This window comes from Aurantivibrio infirmus (assembly GCF_054767315.1).
Map to the genome: position 1 here is coordinate 574,521 of NZ_BAAFSK010000002.1, position 19,382 is coordinate 593,902.

14 protein-coding genes and 1 riboswitch are annotated in these 19,382 nt (G+C 43.7%); of the genes, 9 read left to right on the forward strand and 5 right to left on the reverse strand.

The window, feature by feature from the left end; genetic code table 11:
* Positions 1-34: 34 nt before the first annotated feature.
* A complete protein-coding gene (gene acnA, locus ACYUCY_RS06290) occupies positions 35-2,692 on the reverse strand; it encodes an aconitate hydratase AcnA (RefSeq protein WP_460225605.1) in 2,658 nt (885 codons plus the stop codon).
* Between the two features lie 447 nt (positions 2,693-3,139).
* Positions 3,140-3,330, forward strand: a riboswitch (guanidine-I (ykkC/yxkD leader).
* 101 nt (positions 3,331-3,431) lie between these two features.
* Between acnA and ACYUCY_RS06295 the strand changes: the two genes are divergently transcribed.
* The 8 genes from ACYUCY_RS06295 to ACYUCY_RS06330 all read left to right on the forward strand — a co-directional run bounded on the left by ACYUCY_RS06295 (position 3,432) and on the right by ACYUCY_RS06330 (position 13,925).
* Entirely contained in the window at positions 3,432-4,520 is a 1,089-nt protein-coding gene (locus tag ACYUCY_RS06295; RefSeq protein WP_460225606.1) for a putative urea ABC transporter substrate-binding protein, read from the forward strand.
* 171 nt (positions 4,521-4,691) lie between these two features.
* Positions 4,692-5,516, forward strand: coding sequence for an ABC transporter permease (locus ACYUCY_RS06300; RefSeq protein ID WP_460225607.1), 825 nt, complete (start codon positions 4,692-4,694; stop codon positions 5,514-5,516).
* Between the two features lie 3 nt (positions 5,517-5,519).
* Positions 5,520-6,323 (forward strand): ABC transporter ATP-binding protein, encoded by an 804-nt coding sequence (locus tag ACYUCY_RS06305; RefSeq protein WP_460225608.1) that lies wholly within the window; start codon positions 5,520-5,522, stop codon positions 6,321-6,323.
* A gap of 88 nt (positions 6,324-6,411) precedes the next feature.
* Positions 6,412-7,125 carry an urea amidolyase associated protein UAAP1 gene (locus ACYUCY_RS06310; RefSeq protein WP_460225609.1) on the forward strand — a complete coding sequence of 238 codons (714 nt, stop codon included), beginning with the start codon at positions 6,412-6,414 and terminating at the stop codon, positions 7,123-7,125.
* Positions 7,126-7,200: 75 nt separating this feature from the next.
* Positions 7,201-7,839 carry an urea amidolyase associated protein UAAP2 gene (locus ACYUCY_RS06315; protein ID WP_460225610.1) on the forward strand — a complete coding sequence of 213 codons (639 nt, stop codon included), beginning with the start codon at positions 7,201-7,203 and terminating at the stop codon, positions 7,837-7,839.
* 90 nt (positions 7,840-7,929) lie between these two features.
* Positions 7,930-11,640 carry an urea carboxylase gene (gene uca, locus ACYUCY_RS06320; protein WP_460225611.1) on the forward strand — a complete coding sequence of 1,237 codons (3,711 nt, stop codon included), beginning with the start codon at positions 7,930-7,932 and terminating at the stop codon, positions 11,638-11,640.
* Entirely contained in the window at positions 11,637-13,469 is a 1,833-nt protein-coding gene (atzF, locus tag ACYUCY_RS06325) for an allophanate hydrolase (RefSeq protein WP_460225612.1), read from the forward strand. Before uca ends, atzF begins: the two co-directional genes overlap by 4 nt.
* Positions 13,470-13,559: 90 nt before the next feature.
* Positions 13,560-13,925: a DUF2750 domain-containing protein gene (locus ACYUCY_RS06330; protein ID WP_460225613.1), complete on the forward strand. Its 366-nt coding sequence runs from the start codon at positions 13,560-13,562 to the stop codon at positions 13,923-13,925.
* A gap of 2 nt (positions 13,926-13,927) precedes the next feature.
* Here ACYUCY_RS06330 and ACYUCY_RS06335 read toward each other — a convergent pair whose 3' ends face one another.
* Positions 13,928-14,398, reverse strand: a complete 471-nt coding sequence (locus ACYUCY_RS06335; RefSeq protein ID WP_460225614.1) for a TlpA family protein disulfide reductase — start codon at positions 14,396-14,398, stop codon at positions 13,928-13,930.
* A 392-nt stretch (positions 14,399-14,790) separates the two neighbouring features.
* On the reverse strand, positions 14,791-15,132 hold the full coding sequence (locus ACYUCY_RS06340; protein WP_460225615.1) for a hypothetical protein: 342 nt from the start codon (positions 15,130-15,132) through the stop codon (positions 14,791-14,793).
* A 601-nt stretch (positions 15,133-15,733) separates the two neighbouring features.
* On the opposite strand from ACYUCY_RS06340, the gene ACYUCY_RS06345 reads away from it, so the two are divergent.
* Complete coding sequence (locus ACYUCY_RS06345) at positions 15,734-16,657, forward strand: hypothetical protein (RefSeq protein ID WP_460225616.1); 924 nt, start codon at positions 15,734-15,736, stop codon at positions 16,655-16,657.
* Positions 16,658-16,772: 115 nt separating this feature from the next.
* On the opposite strand, the gene pyk is transcribed toward ACYUCY_RS06345, so the two are convergent.
* Entirely contained in the window at positions 16,773-18,188 is a 1,416-nt protein-coding gene (pyk, locus tag ACYUCY_RS06350) for a pyruvate kinase (protein ID WP_460225617.1), read from the reverse strand.
* Positions 18,189-18,416: 228 nt separating this feature from the next.
* Positions 18,417-19,376, reverse strand: a complete 960-nt coding sequence (locus tag ACYUCY_RS06355; RefSeq protein WP_460225618.1) for a hydroxymethylglutaryl-CoA lyase — start codon at positions 19,374-19,376, stop codon at positions 18,417-18,419.
* Positions 19,377-19,382: the final 6 nt, after the last annotated feature.

Consider the following 19,382-nt stretch of genomic DNA (forward strand, 5'->3'; position numbering starts at 1 on the left):
TGTTAGCGTAAAAATATACCAGTATTCAGAATTTTTAAGCGAGTTGCGACAATACATACTGCAAAATCCCGCCGCTACGGAAGTAATGCATTTCGTCATCAGTATCGATACGGCTAATGGCTTTAACACTTAATTGCGAACCGTCAGTTTTATGCACGGTGATTTCTACATGGGCGCCGGGTGTTAAAGCACCAATGCCTGTTATGTCAATAGTTTCCGTGCCGTCTAGATCCAAGCTGAGACGATCCGCATGATCGGGGAATTGTAAAGGCAATACGCCCATGCCGATTAAATTTGAGCGGTGAATACGTTCAAAGCTTCCGGCGATGACGGCTTTAACGCCGAGCAAGCGAGTACCTTTTGCGGCCCAATCCCGACTGGAGCCGGTGCCATATTCTTTACCGGCAATAACCACCAAAGGCCGATTCGCTTTTTGGTAAGCCATGGCGGCGTCGTAAATTGACATTTGTTCGCCTGTCGGGGTGAACTTGGTATAACCACCTTCGACACCAGGGCACATTTCATTTTTGATGCGGATGTTGGCGAAGGTGCCGCGCATCATCACTTCGTGATTACCGCGACGTGAACCGTAGGAATTGAAATCTTTTTTATCTACGCCGTGTTCTTTTAAGTACAAACCGGCGGGGCTATCTTCCGCGATTGAACCAGCCGGGGAAATATGATCAGTTGTAATTGAATCACCGAGTAACGCAAGAATATTGGCCGCCGTTACATCAGCCAGTTGTGCAGAGGGATCATTATCAACGAAAAATGGCGGGTTGCGAATATAAGTAGATTCTTCCTGCCATTGATAAGTTTTGCCTTCGGCTACGGAGATGCTACGCCATTCATCATCACCTCGAAAAACGTCAGCATATTCTTTGTTAAACATTTCACTGCTAACCAATGCGACGGCATCGCCGACTTCTTTATTACTAGGCCAAATATCCTTCAAGTAAATCTTTTCGCCTTTGTTGTTTTTGCCGATAGGATCTTCGTTGATATTTATTTTTAAAGTGCCTGCTAAAGCATAAACAACGACTAAAGGAGGAGAGGCTAACCAGTTGGCGCGAACTTTTTGATGAATTCGACCTTCAAAATTTCTGTTGCCGGAGAGAACTGAACATACGGTTAAGTTACCGTCGTCAATGGCTTTATCAATTGCTTCTGGCAGTGGGCCGGAGTTGCCGATGCAGGTTGTGCAACCGTAACCGACTAAATTAAAACCGAGATCATTCAAGTGTTGTTGGTAACCGGCTTTGGCCAAATAATCGGTTACAACTTTTGAGCCGGGAGCGAGAGAGGTTTTCACCCAAGGCTTGCGAGTTAAACCGAGTTCAATCGCTTTTTTCGCGACTAAACCGGCGGCCATCATCACTGCGGGGTTGGAAGTATTAGTACAAGAAGTAATTGCGGCGATAACCACGTCACCATCCGATAAAGAATAGTCTTCACCAGAAACGGGAATATCCTTACCCGTCTTAGGATGGCCGCTTAGTTCAATTATCTCGGCAATTTTTTCGTGCAAAATATTTAAAGGCACGCGATCTTGTGGCCTTTTTGGCCCCGCCATGCTGGGTACAACGGACGATAAATTTAATTCTAATGTGCTTGCGTAAACTGTTTCTTCACTTTCGTCGCGCCACAATCCTTGGGCTTTAGAATAGGCCTCGACGAGATCAATGGATTGTTCATCGCGACCGGACAAACGTAAGTAGCTCAAAGTTTCCTGATCGACGGGAAAAAATCCGCAGGTTGCACCGTACTCTGGCGCCATGTTGGCGATTGTGGCCCGGTCAGCCAAGGGTAACTGATCTAAACCCTCGCCAAAAAATTCCACAAATTTTCCGACCACGCCATGAGCGCGTAACATTTCTACGACAGTCAAGACTAAATCGGTTGCGGTAATACCTTCCTTTAATTTGCCCGTAAATTTAAAACCAACAACGTCGGGAATTAACATAGAAACCGGTTGGCCAAGCATGGCGGCTTCGGCTTCGATTCCGCCCACACCCCAACCCAGAACACCGAGACCATTAATCATTGTGGTGTGACTATCGGTGCCGACTAAGGTGTCGGGATAAACAAAAGTCTCACCATTTACTGTGTTCGACCAAGCCACTTTGGCGAGGTATTCCAAATTCACTTGGTGACAAATACCGGTACCCGGCGGTACGACACGAAAATTATCAAAAGCAGATTGCCCCCAGCGTAAAAATTGATAGCGCTCAAGATTGCGCTGCATTTCTATGTCGACGTTTTCTTTGTAGGCGCTTTCGCTGGCAAACTTATCAACCATTACCGAGTGATCGATGACGAGATCAACCTGGCTTAAGGGGTTAATAACCGACGGATCTTTTCCTTCTTTATCTACGGCATCGCGCATTGCGGCGAGATCGACTACGGCAGGTACGCCGGTAAAATCTTGCATGAGAACCCGCGCGGGGCGGAAGGCAATTTCGTGATCAGTTTTTTTGTCGACACTGTTGATAATTGCTTTTATATCCGCAACGGTGACGGAACTGCCGTCTTCGAAACGCAATAAATTCTCTAGTAGGGTTTTGATGGAGTAGGGGAGTTTAGAAATGCCAGGATGTTTTTGGCGCAGTACATCGAGGCTGTAGTAGTGATAGTTGGTATCGTTGATGTTGAGTTGGCGTCGAGTCTTGAGCGAATCTGTACCGACTTTCATATTGTCTCCCGGTTTTAGTGGTTCAAATTGTCTTTTTTACCCTATTGGCGCACACAAGCCGCCAGAATACTAATTTCCTTGGTTTTACGAAGTTTAATCGATAGTTGAGTCTGATGGATTGCGATGTTTTCTTCTAGTCTTGAGTTTTAGCGACTATCGAATCTACTCGTGTGCAATGTTGGTGCATTTGATCACACTTGGTGCAATAACTTCAGCTTTTTTGCGAGATTCCTTTGCCGTTTTTTGCCTTAAGTACCATGAATCCTAGGCTTAGCTCGATTGGCATACCGATTGCCTTGTCATTAGGTAAGAGGATTCAATGGCAGCCACCTTGGTTCCTGAGGTGTTGTGAGGCAGGCTTTTTACGATAGGGCGGTCTCAGTATTTAATGCAAAATTTAATACCTTGCTTTGAACGCGCTCCACTACTTAGTTTTTTACATCTATATCAATAGATCGCTAGGGTTCCGATCTTTACTCCGTTTGTTTTTTTTGTGAGTTAAAGATGTCTGGTCCGAGAGCTATCGACCTTCTGCTCAATTCTAGATTTAGGTGAATTGGTTTCAACTAGATCTGCTATTGCAGTAGCCACCAGGATGTGGCGGGAAGGTTACACGGCGGGATAAAAGCCCGGGAGGTTAAAGGTATTTTCTTATTTGTTGAAAATAAGAATATTACCGCCATGGCGCTTGCCAATGGATCCTCTACAACAACAACGTGTAACCCCTTGGAGGTTAACTATGACCATTAGTAAGAGCACTCGTACATTTTTCCTCGGCAAATCTTTTGCCTTTTTTCTCACTTTACTAGTCAGTATTTTTGCGATTACACCAGCATACGCTGAAAAAGATAAATTCAGCGTATGCTGGTCTATTTATGTTGGCTGGATGCCATGGGATTACGGCGCTCAAAAAGGCATCGTAAAAAAATGGGCCGACAAATACGACATCGAAATTGATGTTGTGCAAATCAATGATTACGTTGAATCAATTAATCAATACACGGCAGGCCAATTTGATGGTTGCACCATGACTAACATGGATGCGCTAACTATTCCTGCTGCCGGTGGCGTTGACTCAACCGCACTAGTGGTTGGCGATTTTTCTAACGGCAATGACGGTATTGTACTTAAAGGTAAAAAATCCCTGAGCGAAATTAAAGGCCAAAACGTTAACTTAGTTGAATTGAGTGTGAGCCATTATTTATTAGCTCGTGGTTTAGATTCAGTTGGTCTTGCTGAAAAAGATCTCACTGTTGTCAATACCTCCGACGCCGACATGGTTGCAGCCTACTCGACAAATGATGTGACATCGGTTGTTACTTGGAATCCTTTGCTCAGCGAAATTACATCAATGCCGAACAGCACAAAAGTATATGACTCTTCAAAAATTCCTGGCGAGATCATCGACTTGATGGTGGTAAACACTGAAACCTTAAAAGAAAATCCAAATTTCGGTAAAGCACTAGTCGGCGCTTGGTATGAAATAATGGCGACGATGAGTGCGGATGACGCTGCGGGCAAAGCGGCACGTACTGAAATGGGTACGGCCTCTGGTACGGATTTGGCGGGATACGAAGCGCAACTTGCTTCGACAAAAATGTTTTATAAGCCCGCTGACGCGGTAACTTTCGTGAACAGTGAGCAACTGAAAACGACCATGCAATACGTTGCCGAATTTTCTTTTGATCACGGGATTCTCGGTGATGGTGCTGCCGACGCGAAGTTTATTGGTATTGAAACGCCTGCGGGTATTTATGGAAGCGCGGGTAACGTGAAGCTGCGCTTTGATCCAACCTATATGAAAATGGCAGCTGAAGGCGCGCTGTAGCAATAGGCGCATATTTTCACGCTAGCGGCGTCATCATCGTGCTCGAACCTTCATTTACTTCGTGTAAACTCAGGCTCTGTGCGCGATGTTTCCTTGCTAGCGTAAAAATCTCCCGCCTATTTGAGTGGATTTTGTGGTCGTTCGATATTTTAAAGCTATCAAGTTGTCTTTATGAAAAAAATAATAAATCAACTGCCTAGCCGATCGGCGCGCTGGTTTTTGGGTCTCATTCCTTTCGTGATTCTATTTCTGATTTATTTATCGGCATCGAACGCGCGCTTGGCAGAAAACCCAGACGATAAACTTTTACCATCGTTTTCTTCCTTTGGGACTGCGATTAATCGTATGGCCTTTGAGCCGGATAAGCGTACCGGTGATTATTTATTGTGGAAGGATACCAAAAGCAGTTTGCGTCGCTTAGCCATCGGTGTCGGAGTGAGTTCGTGCATCGCTTTATTTTTTGGCGTTCTAAATGGTGCTATTCCTTATGCGCGGGCTAAGTTGTCTCCCGTGGTCACTGCGATTTCTCTGATTCCTCCCATGGCTATTCTCCCCGTGTTATTTATTGTCTTTGGTTTAGGAGAATTATCGAAGGTCGTGTTGATTGCGGTGGGGATTACGCCCTTTTTAATTCGTGATCTGCAACAACGTACCTTAGAAATTCCTAGGGAGCAAATTATAAAAGCGCAGACCCTAGGAGCCAATTCTTGGCAAACCATTGTGCGTGTGATTTTGCCACAGGTGATGCCACGTTTACTGGCCAGTGTTCGCCTGTCTTTGGGTTCTGCATGGTTGTTTTTAATCGCCGCTGAAGCAATTGTTGCCACCGATGGATTGGGTTACCGAATATTTTTAGTAAGGCGCTATCTTTCAATGGATGTGATTCTGCCTTATGTGTTGTGGATAACAATTTTAGCCTTCCTCATTGATTTTCTATTGCGAGTGCTTTCTCGTCGTTTGTATCCCTGGTTTCATGCGCAGGAAGCGGGGGGGTAAGTCATGGCTTTTATTGAAATAAAAAATCTGTGGAAAGATTACGGTGACCAAGTTGTGCTGGAACAAATCAGTAATACGGTTGAAGAGGGCGAGTTTGTTACCATCGTCGGCGCTTCCGGCTGTGGTAAAACAACTTTTTTAAAAATGCTATTGGGTACCGAAAGCGTTAGTAAAGGCGCGATCTTGCTGGATGATAAGCCCATTGCTGATGAGCCAACGGAAGAGCGAGGCATCGTTTTTCAACGCTATTCTGTTTTTCCTCATTTAACGATTCTGCAAAATGTCATGTTGGGCAAAGAGTTTGAACAAAGTTTTATCATGTCGCGTTTATTTGGCGGAAAAAAAGCCAAAGCAAAACAAGAAGCTATGGAGATGATTGAGGCGGTGGGTTTAGGTCACGCTGTTAATAAGTATCCTCATGAGTTGTCCGGGGGAATGCAACAGCGTTTAGCCTTGGCGCAAGCCTTGATTAAGAAGCCGAGAATTCTGTTACTCGATGAGCCTTTCGGCGCGCTTGATCCAGGGATTCGTAAAGACATGCATCAATTAGTATTGAAATTGTGGCGAAAATACAAGCTCACTATTTTTATGATTACCCATGATATTAAAGAAGGGTTTTATCTCGGTACCCGATTATGGGTCTTTGATAAAGATCGCTACGATCCCCATGCCCCAAACGCCTACGGCGCACAAATTACTTATGATTTTCCAGTGGGTAAAGTCGATGACGAAGCCTTCGAGGAAATTGATGAAACAATAGAAAAGGCGTCCAAAATTGCCGAACATCAAAAAGAATTTTCTGAATGATCTATGTATTAAAATCGCAAAACAGAGCTTAGAGAGCTTTTGTTAAAAATTATATAGAGAAAAAATGAAAAGAGAAAACGGATAAATCATGTCAAATATCTTATACGAATATGAAGTTCCGGCTGCTAGCCATTGGTCGTTGCGGATTCCTCGAGGCCGCAGTTTAACCATTACCGATGAGCAAGGTGGTGCAAATGTTGGGATGTTGTTTTACAACCCTAATGATTTGCTAGAGAAATACAATGCACCGGATACGCTTAAGTGCCAACATACCTTCAAATTAAGTCGTGGCAACTGTTTATATTCCGATATGGGTAGAATCTTTTGCTCAATTGTTGACGATTCATTTGGTTGGCACGATACCGTATCTGGAAATTCAAATAAACAAAGCATCGCTAAACGCTGGGGTGAGAAGGATTATCAGAACGATCGTAATGATTGGAAGCAAAATGGCTATGATAGTTTTTTAGTTGAATTAGCGAAATACGGTTTAGGTGCACAGGATATGGCAGCCAATGTTAATTGGTTTAGCAAGGTTGAAGTCGATGCTGAAGGGAACCTTTCTCTAGATGCTCAGAATAAAAAGCCTGGTGCAGCTGTCACCTTGCGTTTTGAAATGGACACCTTAGTAATCCTTCATACTTGCCCGCATCCTTTGAACCAAGCAGAACAGTATCCTCGCATTCCCGTGAACATTAAGATTTTTAAATCTGATTCTGTCCAAGATGATGATTATTGCATGAACTTTAGGCCGGAGAATAAGCGTGGCTTTGAGAATAACCGCCTTTATTATTTGGATTGAAGTCTGGCAATGGTCAAAAAACTATCTCCAAACTAAATGCCTGATGAAAATAGTTGAATGGTCGGAATAAAAGAAATGATTAAAGTAAGTAAACTAAAAGAGTCCGATGCCTATAAACGTGAAACCGTTCGTGCCGGTGATTATTATATTTGTGAAATAAAAGCTGGCGAGACGTTTCGAATTTTAGATTTGGAAGGTAATCAAGCTGCCGATACCTTGTTTTACAATGCCCGCGATGTCAGTGAACGTTATAGTGCGATGGATACCATTCGCGAGCAAGGTAACGTGTATCTAACAGCGGGCACGACGCTACTTTCTAATCTTGCCAAACCGATGCTAACGATTGTTGCGGATACTTGTGGACGTCATGACACACTAGGTGGCGCTTGCGCGACAGAAAGTAACACTGTGCGTTATGCTTTAGAAAAACGTTGTATGCATGCTTGCCGAGATTCTTGGATGTTGGCAATTGCAGAAAACGAAGATTATGGTTTAAGCAAAAAAGATATCACCCATAACATTAATTTCTTTATGAATGTCCCGGTTACCGCCGAGGGGGGCTTAACATTTGAAGACGGTATCTCAGCACCGGGAAAATATGTCGAATTGAAAGCAGAAATGGATGTGATTGTTTTGATTTCCAATTGTCCGCAGCTGAATAACCCTTGTAACGGCTACAATCCCACGCCGATAGAACTACTTATTTGGCACTAAAATTTAGCCATACTGAATAAATATTTTGTGAGACGACTTACAAGATAATTAATAACGCGGGACGACCCGCCCTCGTATAACCCTTCGAATATGTTTAAAAAAGTTCTTATTGCCAACCGCGGTGCTATTGCGGTTCGTATCATTCGCACTCTAAAAAAAATGAACATTACGTCGGTAGCGATTTATGCGGAAGCGGATATCGATTCTCTTCACGTTAGTGCTGCCGACGAGGCATATAGCCTGGGTGAAGGCAATGCCGCACAAACCTATTTAGATCAAGATAAGGTATTAGCCATTGCAAAGCTATCCGGCGCGGAGGCAGTGCACCCGGGTTACGGCTTTCTCAGCGAAAATGCAAAATTTGTTGAGCGTTGTGAAGCGCAGAAAATTACTTTTGTTGGACCCACTGTCGAACAAATGGAGGCCTTCGGTTTAAAGCATACCGCGCGTAGCCTCGCTGAAGCTAACGGCGTTCCTTTATTGCCCGGTACTGAATTACTGCTTGATGTTGAAGAGGCGATAAATTCCGCGTCAGATATTGGCTATCCGATTATTTTGAAAAGTACCGCTGGAGGCGGTGGTATTGGCATGCAAGTGTGTCGCAGTGATGATGAGTTGCGGCAAGCATTCGACAGTGTTAAACGCTTAAGCGCTAATAATTTTTCTAACGACGGTGTGTTTGTTGAGAAATATATTGAATTCGCGAGACATATTGAAGTTCAAATATTCGGTGATGGTAAGGGTAAGGCGGTTTCTTTCGGTGAGCGAGATTGTTCCGTACAACGTCGGAATCAGAAAGTTATCGAAGAAACCCCAGCTCCCAATTTGAAAGATTCGCTTAGAGAGGAACTTTATCGGGTTGCTGAGACTTTAGTCGCAGCGGTGAATTACCGTAACGCCGGTACGGTTGAGTTTATTTTTGACCAAAGCGACAACACTTTTTACTTTTTGGAAGTGAATACTCGTTTACAAGTTGAACATGGCGTTAGTGAATTGGTTTACGGTGTCGATCTCGTTAAATGGATGTTCTTGCTCGCGGCTGGGGAATTGGGTGACCTGAGTGCAGCAAGAGCAGGTATCCAAGCGAAGGGACATGCAATTCAAGCGCGTATCTATGCAGAAAATCCGACTAAGAATTTTTTACCCTCCGCGGGATTGTTATGTGCCGTTGAATTTCCCGACGCAAATAAAACCTCGACTGAGCAAGTGAGAGTGGATAGTTGGGTAGAGGCAGGTTTGGAAGTGTCGCCTTTCTACGATCCAATGCTCGCAAAATTAATTTGCTGGTCTGAAGATCGAGACAAGGCGATTACCTTATTAGAAAAAAACTTACTTGAAACCACGATTCAAGGTATCGAAACCAACATCGCTTATTGCCATGCCATCCTGCAAAGTTCTACTTTTGTCAAAGGCGAGATTCATACTCGTTTTCTAAACGATTTTAATTTCATAGCAAACACCATCGATGTTATTAATGCTGGCACCATGACAACGATTCAGGATTATCCTGCTCGCGTTGGCTATTGGGATGTGGGTGTCCCCCCTTCAGGACCTTTTGATTACTATTCATTTCAAATTGGTAATCGCTTGTTAGGAAACGACGAGAAAGCAGCCGGTTTAGAATTGACTTTGAATGGCCCGACTTTGCAATTTAATTGCGCTACAAGAATTGCGTTAGTGGGCGCGAAGATGGACGCAAGTATCAATGGTAAGCCCGCTGATTTTTGGCGAGTGTTACAAATTAAAGCTGGGGATGTATTAAAAATTGGGAAGGTTGGGCAGGCTGGAACACGAGCGTATCTATTAGTTGAAGGTGGTTTTGAAGGTCACGATTATTTGGGGTCAAAGTCGACTTTTACTTTAGGTCAGTTTGGTGGCTTTAGCGGTCGGGCTTTGCGGATCGGCGATACGCTTCATTTGAGCAAGCGTTTAAGCAAGCAGAATACAGATATTACCTTTGATAAAAACGTTTCAGATATAAACGTCGCTCTTGATGGGGAAATGATTCCAGAATTTTCCAACCAATGGCAATTGCGCGTTATTTATGGCCCTCACGGTGCGCCTGATTTTTTTACTGACGATGATATCAAAACGTTTTTCTCGGCTAATTGGGAGGTGCATTACAACTCCAGTCGTACCGGTGTTCGCCTAATTGGCCCCAAACCAAATTGGGCGCGAGCAACCGGTGGAGAAGCGGGAATGCATCCCTCGAATATTCATGACAATGCCTACGCAATTGGTAGTGTTGATTTCACCGGCGACATGCCCGTTATTCTCGGCCCCGATGGGCCTTCGCTAGGTGGTTTCGTTTGTCCTGCTACCGTCATTAGTGCGGATCTTTGGAAGCTAGGACAATTAAAAGCGGGAGATAAAATAGTTTTTATTCCCGTAAACCACGACGATGCGAAATTAATTGAAAGCAAACAGAAACAAAGTTTGCTTGAACTAAAAGTGCCGGACGATTTACCAAAGCCAATTGATCGACCCTTAGGTTCTTTGAGCACGGTGCTAGATGAGTTGAGTGAAGAGCAGAATGGCGTTGCTGTTAAGTATCGTGCAGCGGGTGATAAATATTTGTTGATAGAGTATGGCCCGCTGGAACTTGATATTCGATTACGATTCCGTGCCCATGCATTGATGTTGCATTTGCAAGAAAAAAGCTTGGCCGGAGTATTGGAATTGACCCCGGGCATACGATCCCTACAAGTTCATTATGATAATTTTATTCTGCCTATTGAAGAACTGTTAGGTGTACTAAAAGATTCAGAGCATCAATTGCAAGCCATCGAAGAGATCAACGTGACTTCAAGAATCGTTCATATCCCTCTGAGTTGGGATGATGAGGCTTGTCGTTTGGCTATCGAAAAATATACACAGTCTGTTCGTAAAGATGCACCTTGGTGCCCGAGTAATATTGAGTTTATTCGACGCATTAATGGTTTGGATTCCATCGAAGAGGTCAAGAAAATTGTTTTCGATGCAAGTTATGTGGTGATGGGTTTAGGTGATGTTTACCTGGGCGCCCCCGTTGCGACGCCTTTAGATCCAAGGCACCGTTTGGTAACGACAAAGTATAATCCCGCCCGAACCTGGACAGCGGAGAATTCTGTGGGTATTGGCGGATCTTATTTGTGTGTCTATGGAATGGAGGGGCCGGGCGGCTACCAGTTCATTGGTCGCACTTTGCAAATGTGGAATCGCTTTCCTAAAAATAGAGAGTCTAGAAAAGAAGGGCGGTGCACTAAGGAATTTGAAAAACCTTGGCTACTACGATTTTTTGATCAAATTCGTTTTTACGAAGTGAGTGCAGAGGAGTTGAAAAAAATCCGACAAGATTTTCCCCGCGGCCACTTCCCCTTAAAAATAGAAGAATCGTCTTTTAACTTAAAGGATTATCAAGAATTCTTGGATGCTCATAAAGATTCTATAGATGAATTTACCGAAAATCGGAACGCCGCTTTTGATGAAGAGTTGGAGCGTTGGGTTGCCAGTGGGCAAATTGATTTTCAGAGTCAATCTGAACCGGGTGGCGACGAAGATACTAGCGCTATACCGGAAGGGTGTAGCGCAATCGAAAGCCATGTCGCGGGAAATATTTGGCAATGGCAGGTAGGTGAAGGCGATACGGTTAAGGAGGGTATGGTGGTTTGCATTGTCGAATCAATGAAAATGGAAATTGAAGTGATCGCAAACTGTGACGGCACCATAGAAAGTATTAGCAAGAAGCAAGGCCAGCAAATTAACGCTGGGCAGGTATTGGCGATAATAAAAGAGAGTAATCATCAAGGGGATACAAAGTGATTAGCCGAAAAACGCTAAACATGACCATTACTGGTTTGCGGCAACATTATTTGCATAAGGATTTTACACCGGCTCAACTCATCGAGTTTTTATTAGAAGAAAGTGCAAATGAACAATCTAATCCTGTTTGGATTCATTTATTGGATGCAGAAGAAATCAAGCCTTTTCTCGAGGCCTTACGTGGTAAATCGCCCAACGATCTACCTTTGTACGGTATACCTTTTGCGATAAAAGATAATATTGATCTTGCGGGAATTCCTACAACCGCGGCATGCCCCGATTTTTCTTACACGCCAGATGATTCTGCTTTCGTTGTTCAACAACTTATTAACGCTGGTGCGATTCCTTTGGGTAAAACCAATATGGACCAATTCGCAACGGGCTTAGTCGGAACGCGGTCACCAGAACCCTGGGGACCGTGTAAAAACGCTTTAAATGAAACCATTATTTCTGGTGGTTCCAGTGCGGGTTCTGCGGTGGCCGTAGCAAAAACCTGGGTGAGTTTTTCTTTGGGAACAGATACGGCAGGGTCGGGGCGTGTACCCGCTTCACTCAACAATATTGTCGGACTAAAACCCAGTCGCGGCTTGCTTAGTAATCGTGGCGTGGTTCCCGCTTGTAAAAGTTTGGATTGTGTGAGTGTTTTTGCTTTGAACACTCACGATGCGAATGCAGTATTTGATGTTGCTGCGAAATTTGATAGTGAAGATCCCTATAGTCGCAGAAATAGCTACGCCAATGGTTCTCGATATTTCACAGAATATGTTCCCAGCTTTAGCGTAGGTGTTCCTGCTGCTAGAGATCTAGCATTTTTTGATAATGAAGAAGCGCAAGGTTTATTTGCAGATGCCAAGCGTGCTATTGAAAATGCGGGTGGAAAATTTATCGAGATAGATTTCTCGCCTTTTAAAGAAGCCGCTCGCCTTTTATATGAAGGCCCGTGGGTGAGTGAACGTTTTCTGGCAATTAAAGCGCTTTTGCAAAAAAGCCCAGATAGCATACTGCCGGTGATTAAAACCATTGTCGGTAAAGGCGAAGCGATTACTGCGCCGGATACTTATTCTGCTTTTTATCAGTTACAAGCCTATTATCAAAAAGCCTTGGCGGAGTTTAAAAAAGTTGACTGCATAGTGACGCCCACCAATGGGACGTATTATTCCATTGCCGAGGTTTTAGATGACCCTATTCAGTTAAATTCAAACATGGGTTATTACACCAATTTTATGAATTTATTGGATTGTGCGGGTATTGCTGTACCCACTGGTTTTTATAAAAACAAAGTAGGTTTCGGCGTGACGCTATTTCACCGTGCCATGACAGATAAGCGTTTACTGTCCATTGCCGCGAATATTGAAAATCAACTTCAATTAAATTCCGGGTCGCTAGATCGTCGATTGAGTTCAGATCAATCAACGACGCCTTTCGTGAAGGCACCTTATGCTTCAATCCCCGTTGTGGTTTGCGGTGCGCACTTAGAAGGCCTGCCATTAAGCTGGCAGTTAAAAGAACGCGGTGCGACCTTCATAGAATCAACGACGACTTATCCCGCCTATCGTTTTTATGCGCTTGCGGGCGGGCCTCCGTTTCGACCAGGATTAATTCGTGATGAGCAATCTGGCGCTGCGATTGATGTAGAAGTGTGGTCGGTGCCTCGTGAAGAGTTTGGATCTTTCGTAGCGGAGATTCCGCAACCGTTAGGCATAGGTAAAGTTCAGTTGGCGGATGGCCGTTGGGAAAGTGGTTTTATTTGTGAACCCTGTGGATTAGAGGGTGCAAAAGAGATTACTGAATTGAAGTCTTGGAAGCATTATATTGCGCAAGGGAGTTAATCTTTTAATACCTGCTTTTTTTGTTTAGACTTCTCGGCTTGGGTGTTGGAAAACCCTGAGAAAAATTATTTCTAAGACAAAGAGGCGCTAATGGAAGTATTGAGTGACGATCCCGATGAAAATTTTGAGCGCTTTATTACCGAAGCGATTCAGCAGGGTTGTGTGTGGGGGCTAGAAGGCCCAGAGGGTTGGGCGCTTTGTCCCTCTGAAAAATATGAAGAAGCGGAAGTTATGCCGTTTTGGTCGCAACCCGAATTTGCTGAAGCGCACTGCAAAGAAGAGTGGGCAGCATACAAAGTGGTAGCCGTTTCATTGGAAGAGTTTTTTGATGATTGGTTACCAGGAATGCACTCTGATGTCATTCTTTCTGGTGTTAACTGGACAGAAGAACTCGAAGGTATAGAAATAGAACCCTTGGATTTGTTAAAAGAGTTTGAAGAAGAGTTAGGTGACTAATTTTATTTGCTTTCAAGTAATTGTTTTATTTCAAGATAAGTTTGTTCAACGCTGGTATTTTTTTCTCGCACGTATTGGATCGTTCTATCTTCTCCCACGACATAAACACCCGGTGTAGATTGAACGTTATAGCGCTTGGCTACCATGTCCGCTTTTAATAAAAACGTAAAACTTTGCGTGCGTTCACGGATCGCCGCGAGTGCATCGCCGTCTTCCCAAATATTTAGCGCATAGAATTGCACTGATGAATCATTTAATTCTTCTTGCAAGGCTTCTAGTTTAGGCATTATTTCTGCGCAATAGGGGCACCAGGTCGCCCAAAATAAAATCACAGATTTTTTACCGACGCTGTTTTGATAAAAAGAAATAGTCTCGCCATTGCTTGTTGCTAATATCCAATTCGGCGCTTTATCACCTACCTGCAGAGATTTGCCCGCATTGGCGGCACCACTGAGGCAGTAAACTAAACTCATTAAGGTTACCAATAAGAGTGTATTGGAACGGAATGGGTTAATGCGGCATCTCGCGAAGGACATGTGAAGGGAACGACGTTGGATCATCTACTATAGGCCTACTAGCGTGGTGTTTTTTCGTTAAAGGGTCACAAGTATTGGTCTTGGTAAGCCTTCAATCTGACTGAATTTATGGATATGTCAAAGTACCAAAATTCGGCTGAAACTTATGATCAGCCACGTAAAACTTTGTTCCCGAAGGATGTGTAAATAGGCGCAATTCTAACGTAAACCCACCAAGAATGGGTGGGTTTAAATATAGTCTTGTAAAAACTGAGGTTCAAGCCAATGGAAGAGGTTTTTCCAGCCATCGCTTTTGTATAGCTTCGTGTGGGGATGGGAGACTTAGCGGGCTAATCTTCAAGAGAGTCGACGACTAGTTTGTTTAAAATATCGACAATGTTCTCATTGGCATATTGCTCAAGTTCGGGGAGGGATGGAAACACTGGGGTAATAGTGGGCACATCTTGTTGTCGATAGGTGTTGAAGGTAATCAGGTACTGACCCTTTGGAGTGGGGCTTTCAGAGGAATTATTTGCTGCGTTTGCGGAGACGTTCATTGCGGTAAGACTTAGCACTCGAAAATCGAAATCTAATTGAAGCCTCATAAGCTGAGGGTATTCAACTTCATCGCGGTTTAAAAAACTCACTTCCTTACCGCAAACGATATTGCCATCTTGCAAGATGATCGACATTGGCTGCCCCTTATGGGTGATTTTTACGAATACTTGTCTTTCTTATATGCGTTTCTTGTAATTCGAATTAGGGACTATCGATTACAACATAGGGGCTCTCGGGCTGTTGTGAATAGCATCACAATTCAATTCGTATTTGCCACTAATCTGAAAAAATAATTAAGTAATTTCAATGGCTTAGAAAGCCTAGATGCGCTTTTTTCGAAACTGTCAATAAAGCTTATATTGTGATTTTGTAAATTTTTATTTATAAGAACCTTGATCGCCATCACAATGCATTTCCTGAGTGGTTTGCTTATTGGCGTAATTGACCGTTGGTAGTTTTGGGGCTCCCGTTTATACACTTTTTGTAGGTTGAACTACGTCACACTTTTATAATTCTGTGCATATTTTGACTAAGAGTAATAACTCCTTATAACTTTTTCTCAAAAAGTGCGCATTCTAAAGATCGCAGATATATCTCAACCTATGTCGAAAAAATGACGCAAGTCATTCGAATGCTTGTCACGGAGAAACCAAGAATTAAGGCGCGAGAGCTCAGGCCGTTTTGTTAAGTGCCTAGCCTATTTCTGTAAATGGATTATTTTTTGAGGTATTCGATATGCTGTTATCGGCGCTTGTATTGAGTTTGCAGCCTCTTTTGGGGCATGGATCAGGACAGTTAGATTGGAATATTGGTAGCGATATGAGTACCAATGCAACGCCTAATGTTCTGTCCGAGTTAAATTTCGATAATATCCGTACCTATCAAGCTGGCTTAAACGTCGGCATTTCTTTTGCCGCTCCAGTAGACGGTTTTCGTGTTTTGCTCGAAGGCGGTTTTAGTCGTGGCGAAATCGAAAATGGACAAGCTATCGATTCTGATTTTGCTGAAGACAATCGCAATGGCTTGTATTCAAAATCGACATCTTACATACGGGGTGATGGTACGCGCGAATACAATATAGGTGTTGGGCTGCAATACACACTTCATCCGAATCGCCTGGTACCTTTCACTCAATCGTTGGCGATGGTGTACGGCGGTCAACAACAAGAGCAAATGATCAACTTGCAGAAAGGGCAACAATTAGTTGCGGAGCCGCAATTCTTTGGTTCGAGTGCGAGTATCGATTCTTTAAACCAACGTCTTGCCAGTTTGGATTCAGACTATGACAGTTCCTGGTCGAGCCATTGGTTAGCAGCGGATTATCAGATTTCGATATCGAGTTGGACTTTGTCAGCGCGCTATCAATACTTTAAAGGCTTTTATTCGGGTGAGGGGCGTTGGAATTTACGTGAAAACTTTCAGCAGCCAAAAAGTTTTACTCATGAAGCAGAAAGTAGCGGGCAACAAATTCAATTGGGAGTGGCTTACGCAATCACTCGCCAGATTCGAGCACAGCTAAATTGGATGAGTGGGGCGTGGCAAACGGAAGACGGTACAAGCAAAACATATTTCATTGATAACACTGTGCAATACACGCGCTTCAATGAAGCGAATTGGCGCTCATCGGCGTTGCAGTTTGGCGTTAGCTACCAGTTCTAGATTATGGTTATTATGTAATTTCAAGAACACAAATGTAGATAAAAGAATAAAAGAGAAAGGCTAGGATTTGATGGATAAACACTAGCCGATAAAAAATTCACACATCGTAACTTGTTTATTCTTCCTGAGTATTCACAGACAGCAGGCGCAATTGAATAGCATCTACGCCAGTTCCGCTAATAACATCCGAAACCACAACGACCTTATCGTCTTCCTTATAACCTTCACGCTTGCGTAATATCGCAAAAGCAATGTTTAACGTTTTTTCGGGTACGCTCGAAAAATGAATGCGATAACAAGATACATTGCGATTCAATGCAAGCAAGCGACGTGTGCGACTATCGTTGGTGAAGGCAAGAATAGGCGCGTTAGGGTGGCAGTTAGTCAAATAGTTTGCCATCAAGCCTCGTCGAGTTATCACCACAATACCGACAGCGCCTAGTGAGTCTGCAAGTTCTGCCGCTGCTGCTGCAATGTGTTGTTTGTCAGTATCGCGAATAAGATTATCTGTAAAAGATAAGCCAGGATTTTTTTCAGAAGTACGACTAATTTTGTCGAGGTACTCAACACATTTGATTGGATATTTGCCGACAGACGATTCGCCACTTAACATTATTGCATCGGCGCCTTCGTAAACCGCATTTGCCACATCGGTAACTTCTGCTCGCGTTGGAATTGGGTTGGTAATCATCGATTCCAATAAGTGTGTCGCAACGATTACCCGCTTACCCAGTTCCGCACAACGACGAACGATGTGACGTTGAATATTGGGTAAATCTTGAATCTCAACTTCAACACCTAAATCACCTCTTGCAACCATGACTCCGTCGGCTTCGCGAATAATATCTTCAATATTGCGCACGCCTTCTTGGTCTTCAATTTTTGCTATCACTTTAATTTTGGTGGCTTTGTTACCGAGTAATTCCCGTAACTGTTTTATGTCCTTAGCTTCCCTCACAAAAGAGAGAGCGATGTAATCAATTTCTTGCTCGATAGCGAATTCGATATCGAGTCTGTCTTTATCGGTAATGGCGGGAAGGTTGACGCGGACGCCGGGAAGGTTGACGTGACGTTTGCTTTTAAGCACACCTCCATCAATTACCTGGCAGCGCATAACTCTTTCTTCTTTACTTAATACTTGTAGGTTTATTAAGCCGTTGTCGACGGTAATACGATCGCCGATGCCGACGTCGTTAATAAGGTCATCGTAATTAATCGGTATCGAGGTTTCTTCTACGTCGACAAGGCCTCGGGCGACGATGGAGATTTCGTCACCAGCGTGTAGGTTTAAATCGTTATTGAGCGTTCCGGTACGAATCTCTGGGCCTTGGGTGTCCATCAATATGGGAATAGGGTGGGCAATTTTCTTGTTGAGTGTGCGAATAGATTTTATAACTTTTAGTGCCGATTCATGGTCGCCATGGGACATGTTAAGACGTACGACATTCATACCCGCGTGATAAAGCGCTTCGAGCATGTCTAGGCTGTCGGTTGCAGGGCCAATAGTGCAGATGATTTTGGTTTTACGCATAAGGTTTTCGTGACTCTTGTAACGACTGTGAGGGATGGCAGAAAGGTTATGAAGTGTAAGCTTTTTGTTCTTGGATCGCTACGAGAATTAAATGATGACGCGAATTTTTTAGTTCTTTTTTCTAAAAAAACTATTTAGTCGCTAATGTATTACAAGCATAACCGTAAAATCCTTGAAAAAATTAAATCCCTATGAATTCGGAAATAGCACTCTTGTTGTAAAGAGCGTTCAGCTTGCGTCTGATTTTCGTCGTGCTATCAAGGCGTTTCCTACTTTGCTCGCGTAGGGACGCTGTAAATAATCAGATATGTCTTGTCCCGTTGTGACTAAACGTTCTAAATCGATACCATGTTGAATATTTAATCCGTCTAAGAGGTAAACTAAATCCTCTGTCGCGACGTTCCCAGTAGCGCCCTTGGCAAAGGGACAACCACCAAGACCAGCAACTGCGCTGTCAAAAGTACTCACCCCCATCTGTAAAGCCGCATAAGTGTTTGCGAGGGCTTGACCGTAGGTGTCGTGAAGATGCATGGCCAATAAATTAGTGGGTATAGACTTGTTCAACTCGTGGAGCAGGCTAGTGATTTGCTTTGCGGTGCCAACGCCGATCGTGTCGCCGAGAGAAATTTCATAACAACCTTCATCCAAAAGTTGTTGGCTTATCTTAACGACGGCTTGTGCATCAACATTACCTTCATAGGGGCAGCCAACAACACAGGATATATATCCTCGCACTGGGATGCCATTGGCGATGGATTTTTTAATCAGTGGTGCAAAACGAGAAAAGCTTTCCGCGATGGAGCAATTGATGTTTCGTTGAGAAAACGATTCTGTTGCCGCAGCAAACACTGCAACTTCCTTGACGCCGCATTCTAATGCGCGATCAAAGCCAATTAAGTTGGGCGTTAAGGCAGTGTAAACAACCGATGTGTGTTGCGGGAGCGCTAAAAATAGCTTATCGCTGTCCGCCATTTGCGGTACGGCCTTAGGGTTTACGAAGCTACCAGCTTCAATTTTTTTTAGACCTGCACCAACAAGGCCTGCGATTAAGTTCAGTTTGGCGTCGAGACTAATTTTTAGTGCTTCGTTCTGCAAGCCATCACGAGGTCCAACTTCAACAATGTTGACGGACTGCGGAATGCTGCTGGAAAGTGACTTGGGGTTTGGGGAGTCCACAATATTACTCAAGGGTAT

Excerpts from the sequence above, each read along its gene's own strand:
- ACYUCY_RS06330 (WP_460225613.1), top strand. The coding sequence starts at position 13,560 with ATGGAAGTATTGAGTGACGATCCCGATGAAAATTTTGAGCGCTTTATT.
- ACYUCY_RS06305 (WP_460225608.1), top strand. The coding sequence starts at position 5,520 with ATGGCTTTTATTGAAATAAAAAATCTGTGGAAAGATTACGGTGACCAA.
- ACYUCY_RS06345 (WP_460225616.1), top strand. The coding sequence starts at position 15,734 with ATGCTGTTATCGGCGCTTGTATTGAGTTTGCAGCCTCTTTTGGGGCAT.
- ACYUCY_RS06340 (WP_460225615.1), bottom strand. The coding sequence starts at position 15,132 with ATGTCGATCATCTTGCAAGATGGCAATATCGTTTGCGGTAAGGAAGTG.
- ACYUCY_RS06295 (WP_460225606.1), top strand. The coding sequence starts at position 3,432 with ATGACCATTAGTAAGAGCACTCGTACATTTTTCCTCGGCAAATCTTTT.
- ACYUCY_RS06335 (WP_460225614.1), bottom strand. The coding sequence starts at position 14,398 with ATGAGTTTAGTTTACTGCCTCAGTGGTGCCGCCAATGCGGGCAAATCT.
- ACYUCY_RS06310 (WP_460225609.1), top strand. The coding sequence starts at position 6,412 with ATGTCAAATATCTTATACGAATATGAAGTTCCGGCTGCTAGCCATTGG.
- pyk (WP_460225617.1), bottom strand. The coding sequence starts at position 18,188 with ATGCGTAAAACCAAAATCATCTGCACTATTGGCCCTGCAACCGACAGC.
- acnA (WP_460225605.1), bottom strand. The coding sequence starts at position 2,692 with ATGAAAGTCGGTACAGATTCGCTCAAGACTCGACGCCAACTCAACATC.
- ACYUCY_RS06300 (WP_460225607.1), top strand. The coding sequence starts at position 4,692 with ATGAAAAAAATAATAAATCAACTGCCTAGCCGATCGGCGCGCTGGTTT.
- uca (WP_460225611.1), top strand. The coding sequence starts at position 7,930 with ATGTTTAAAAAAGTTCTTATTGCCAACCGCGGTGCTATTGCGGTTCGT.
- ACYUCY_RS06315 (WP_460225610.1), top strand. The coding sequence starts at position 7,201 with ATGATTAAAGTAAGTAAACTAAAAGAGTCCGATGCCTATAAACGTGAA.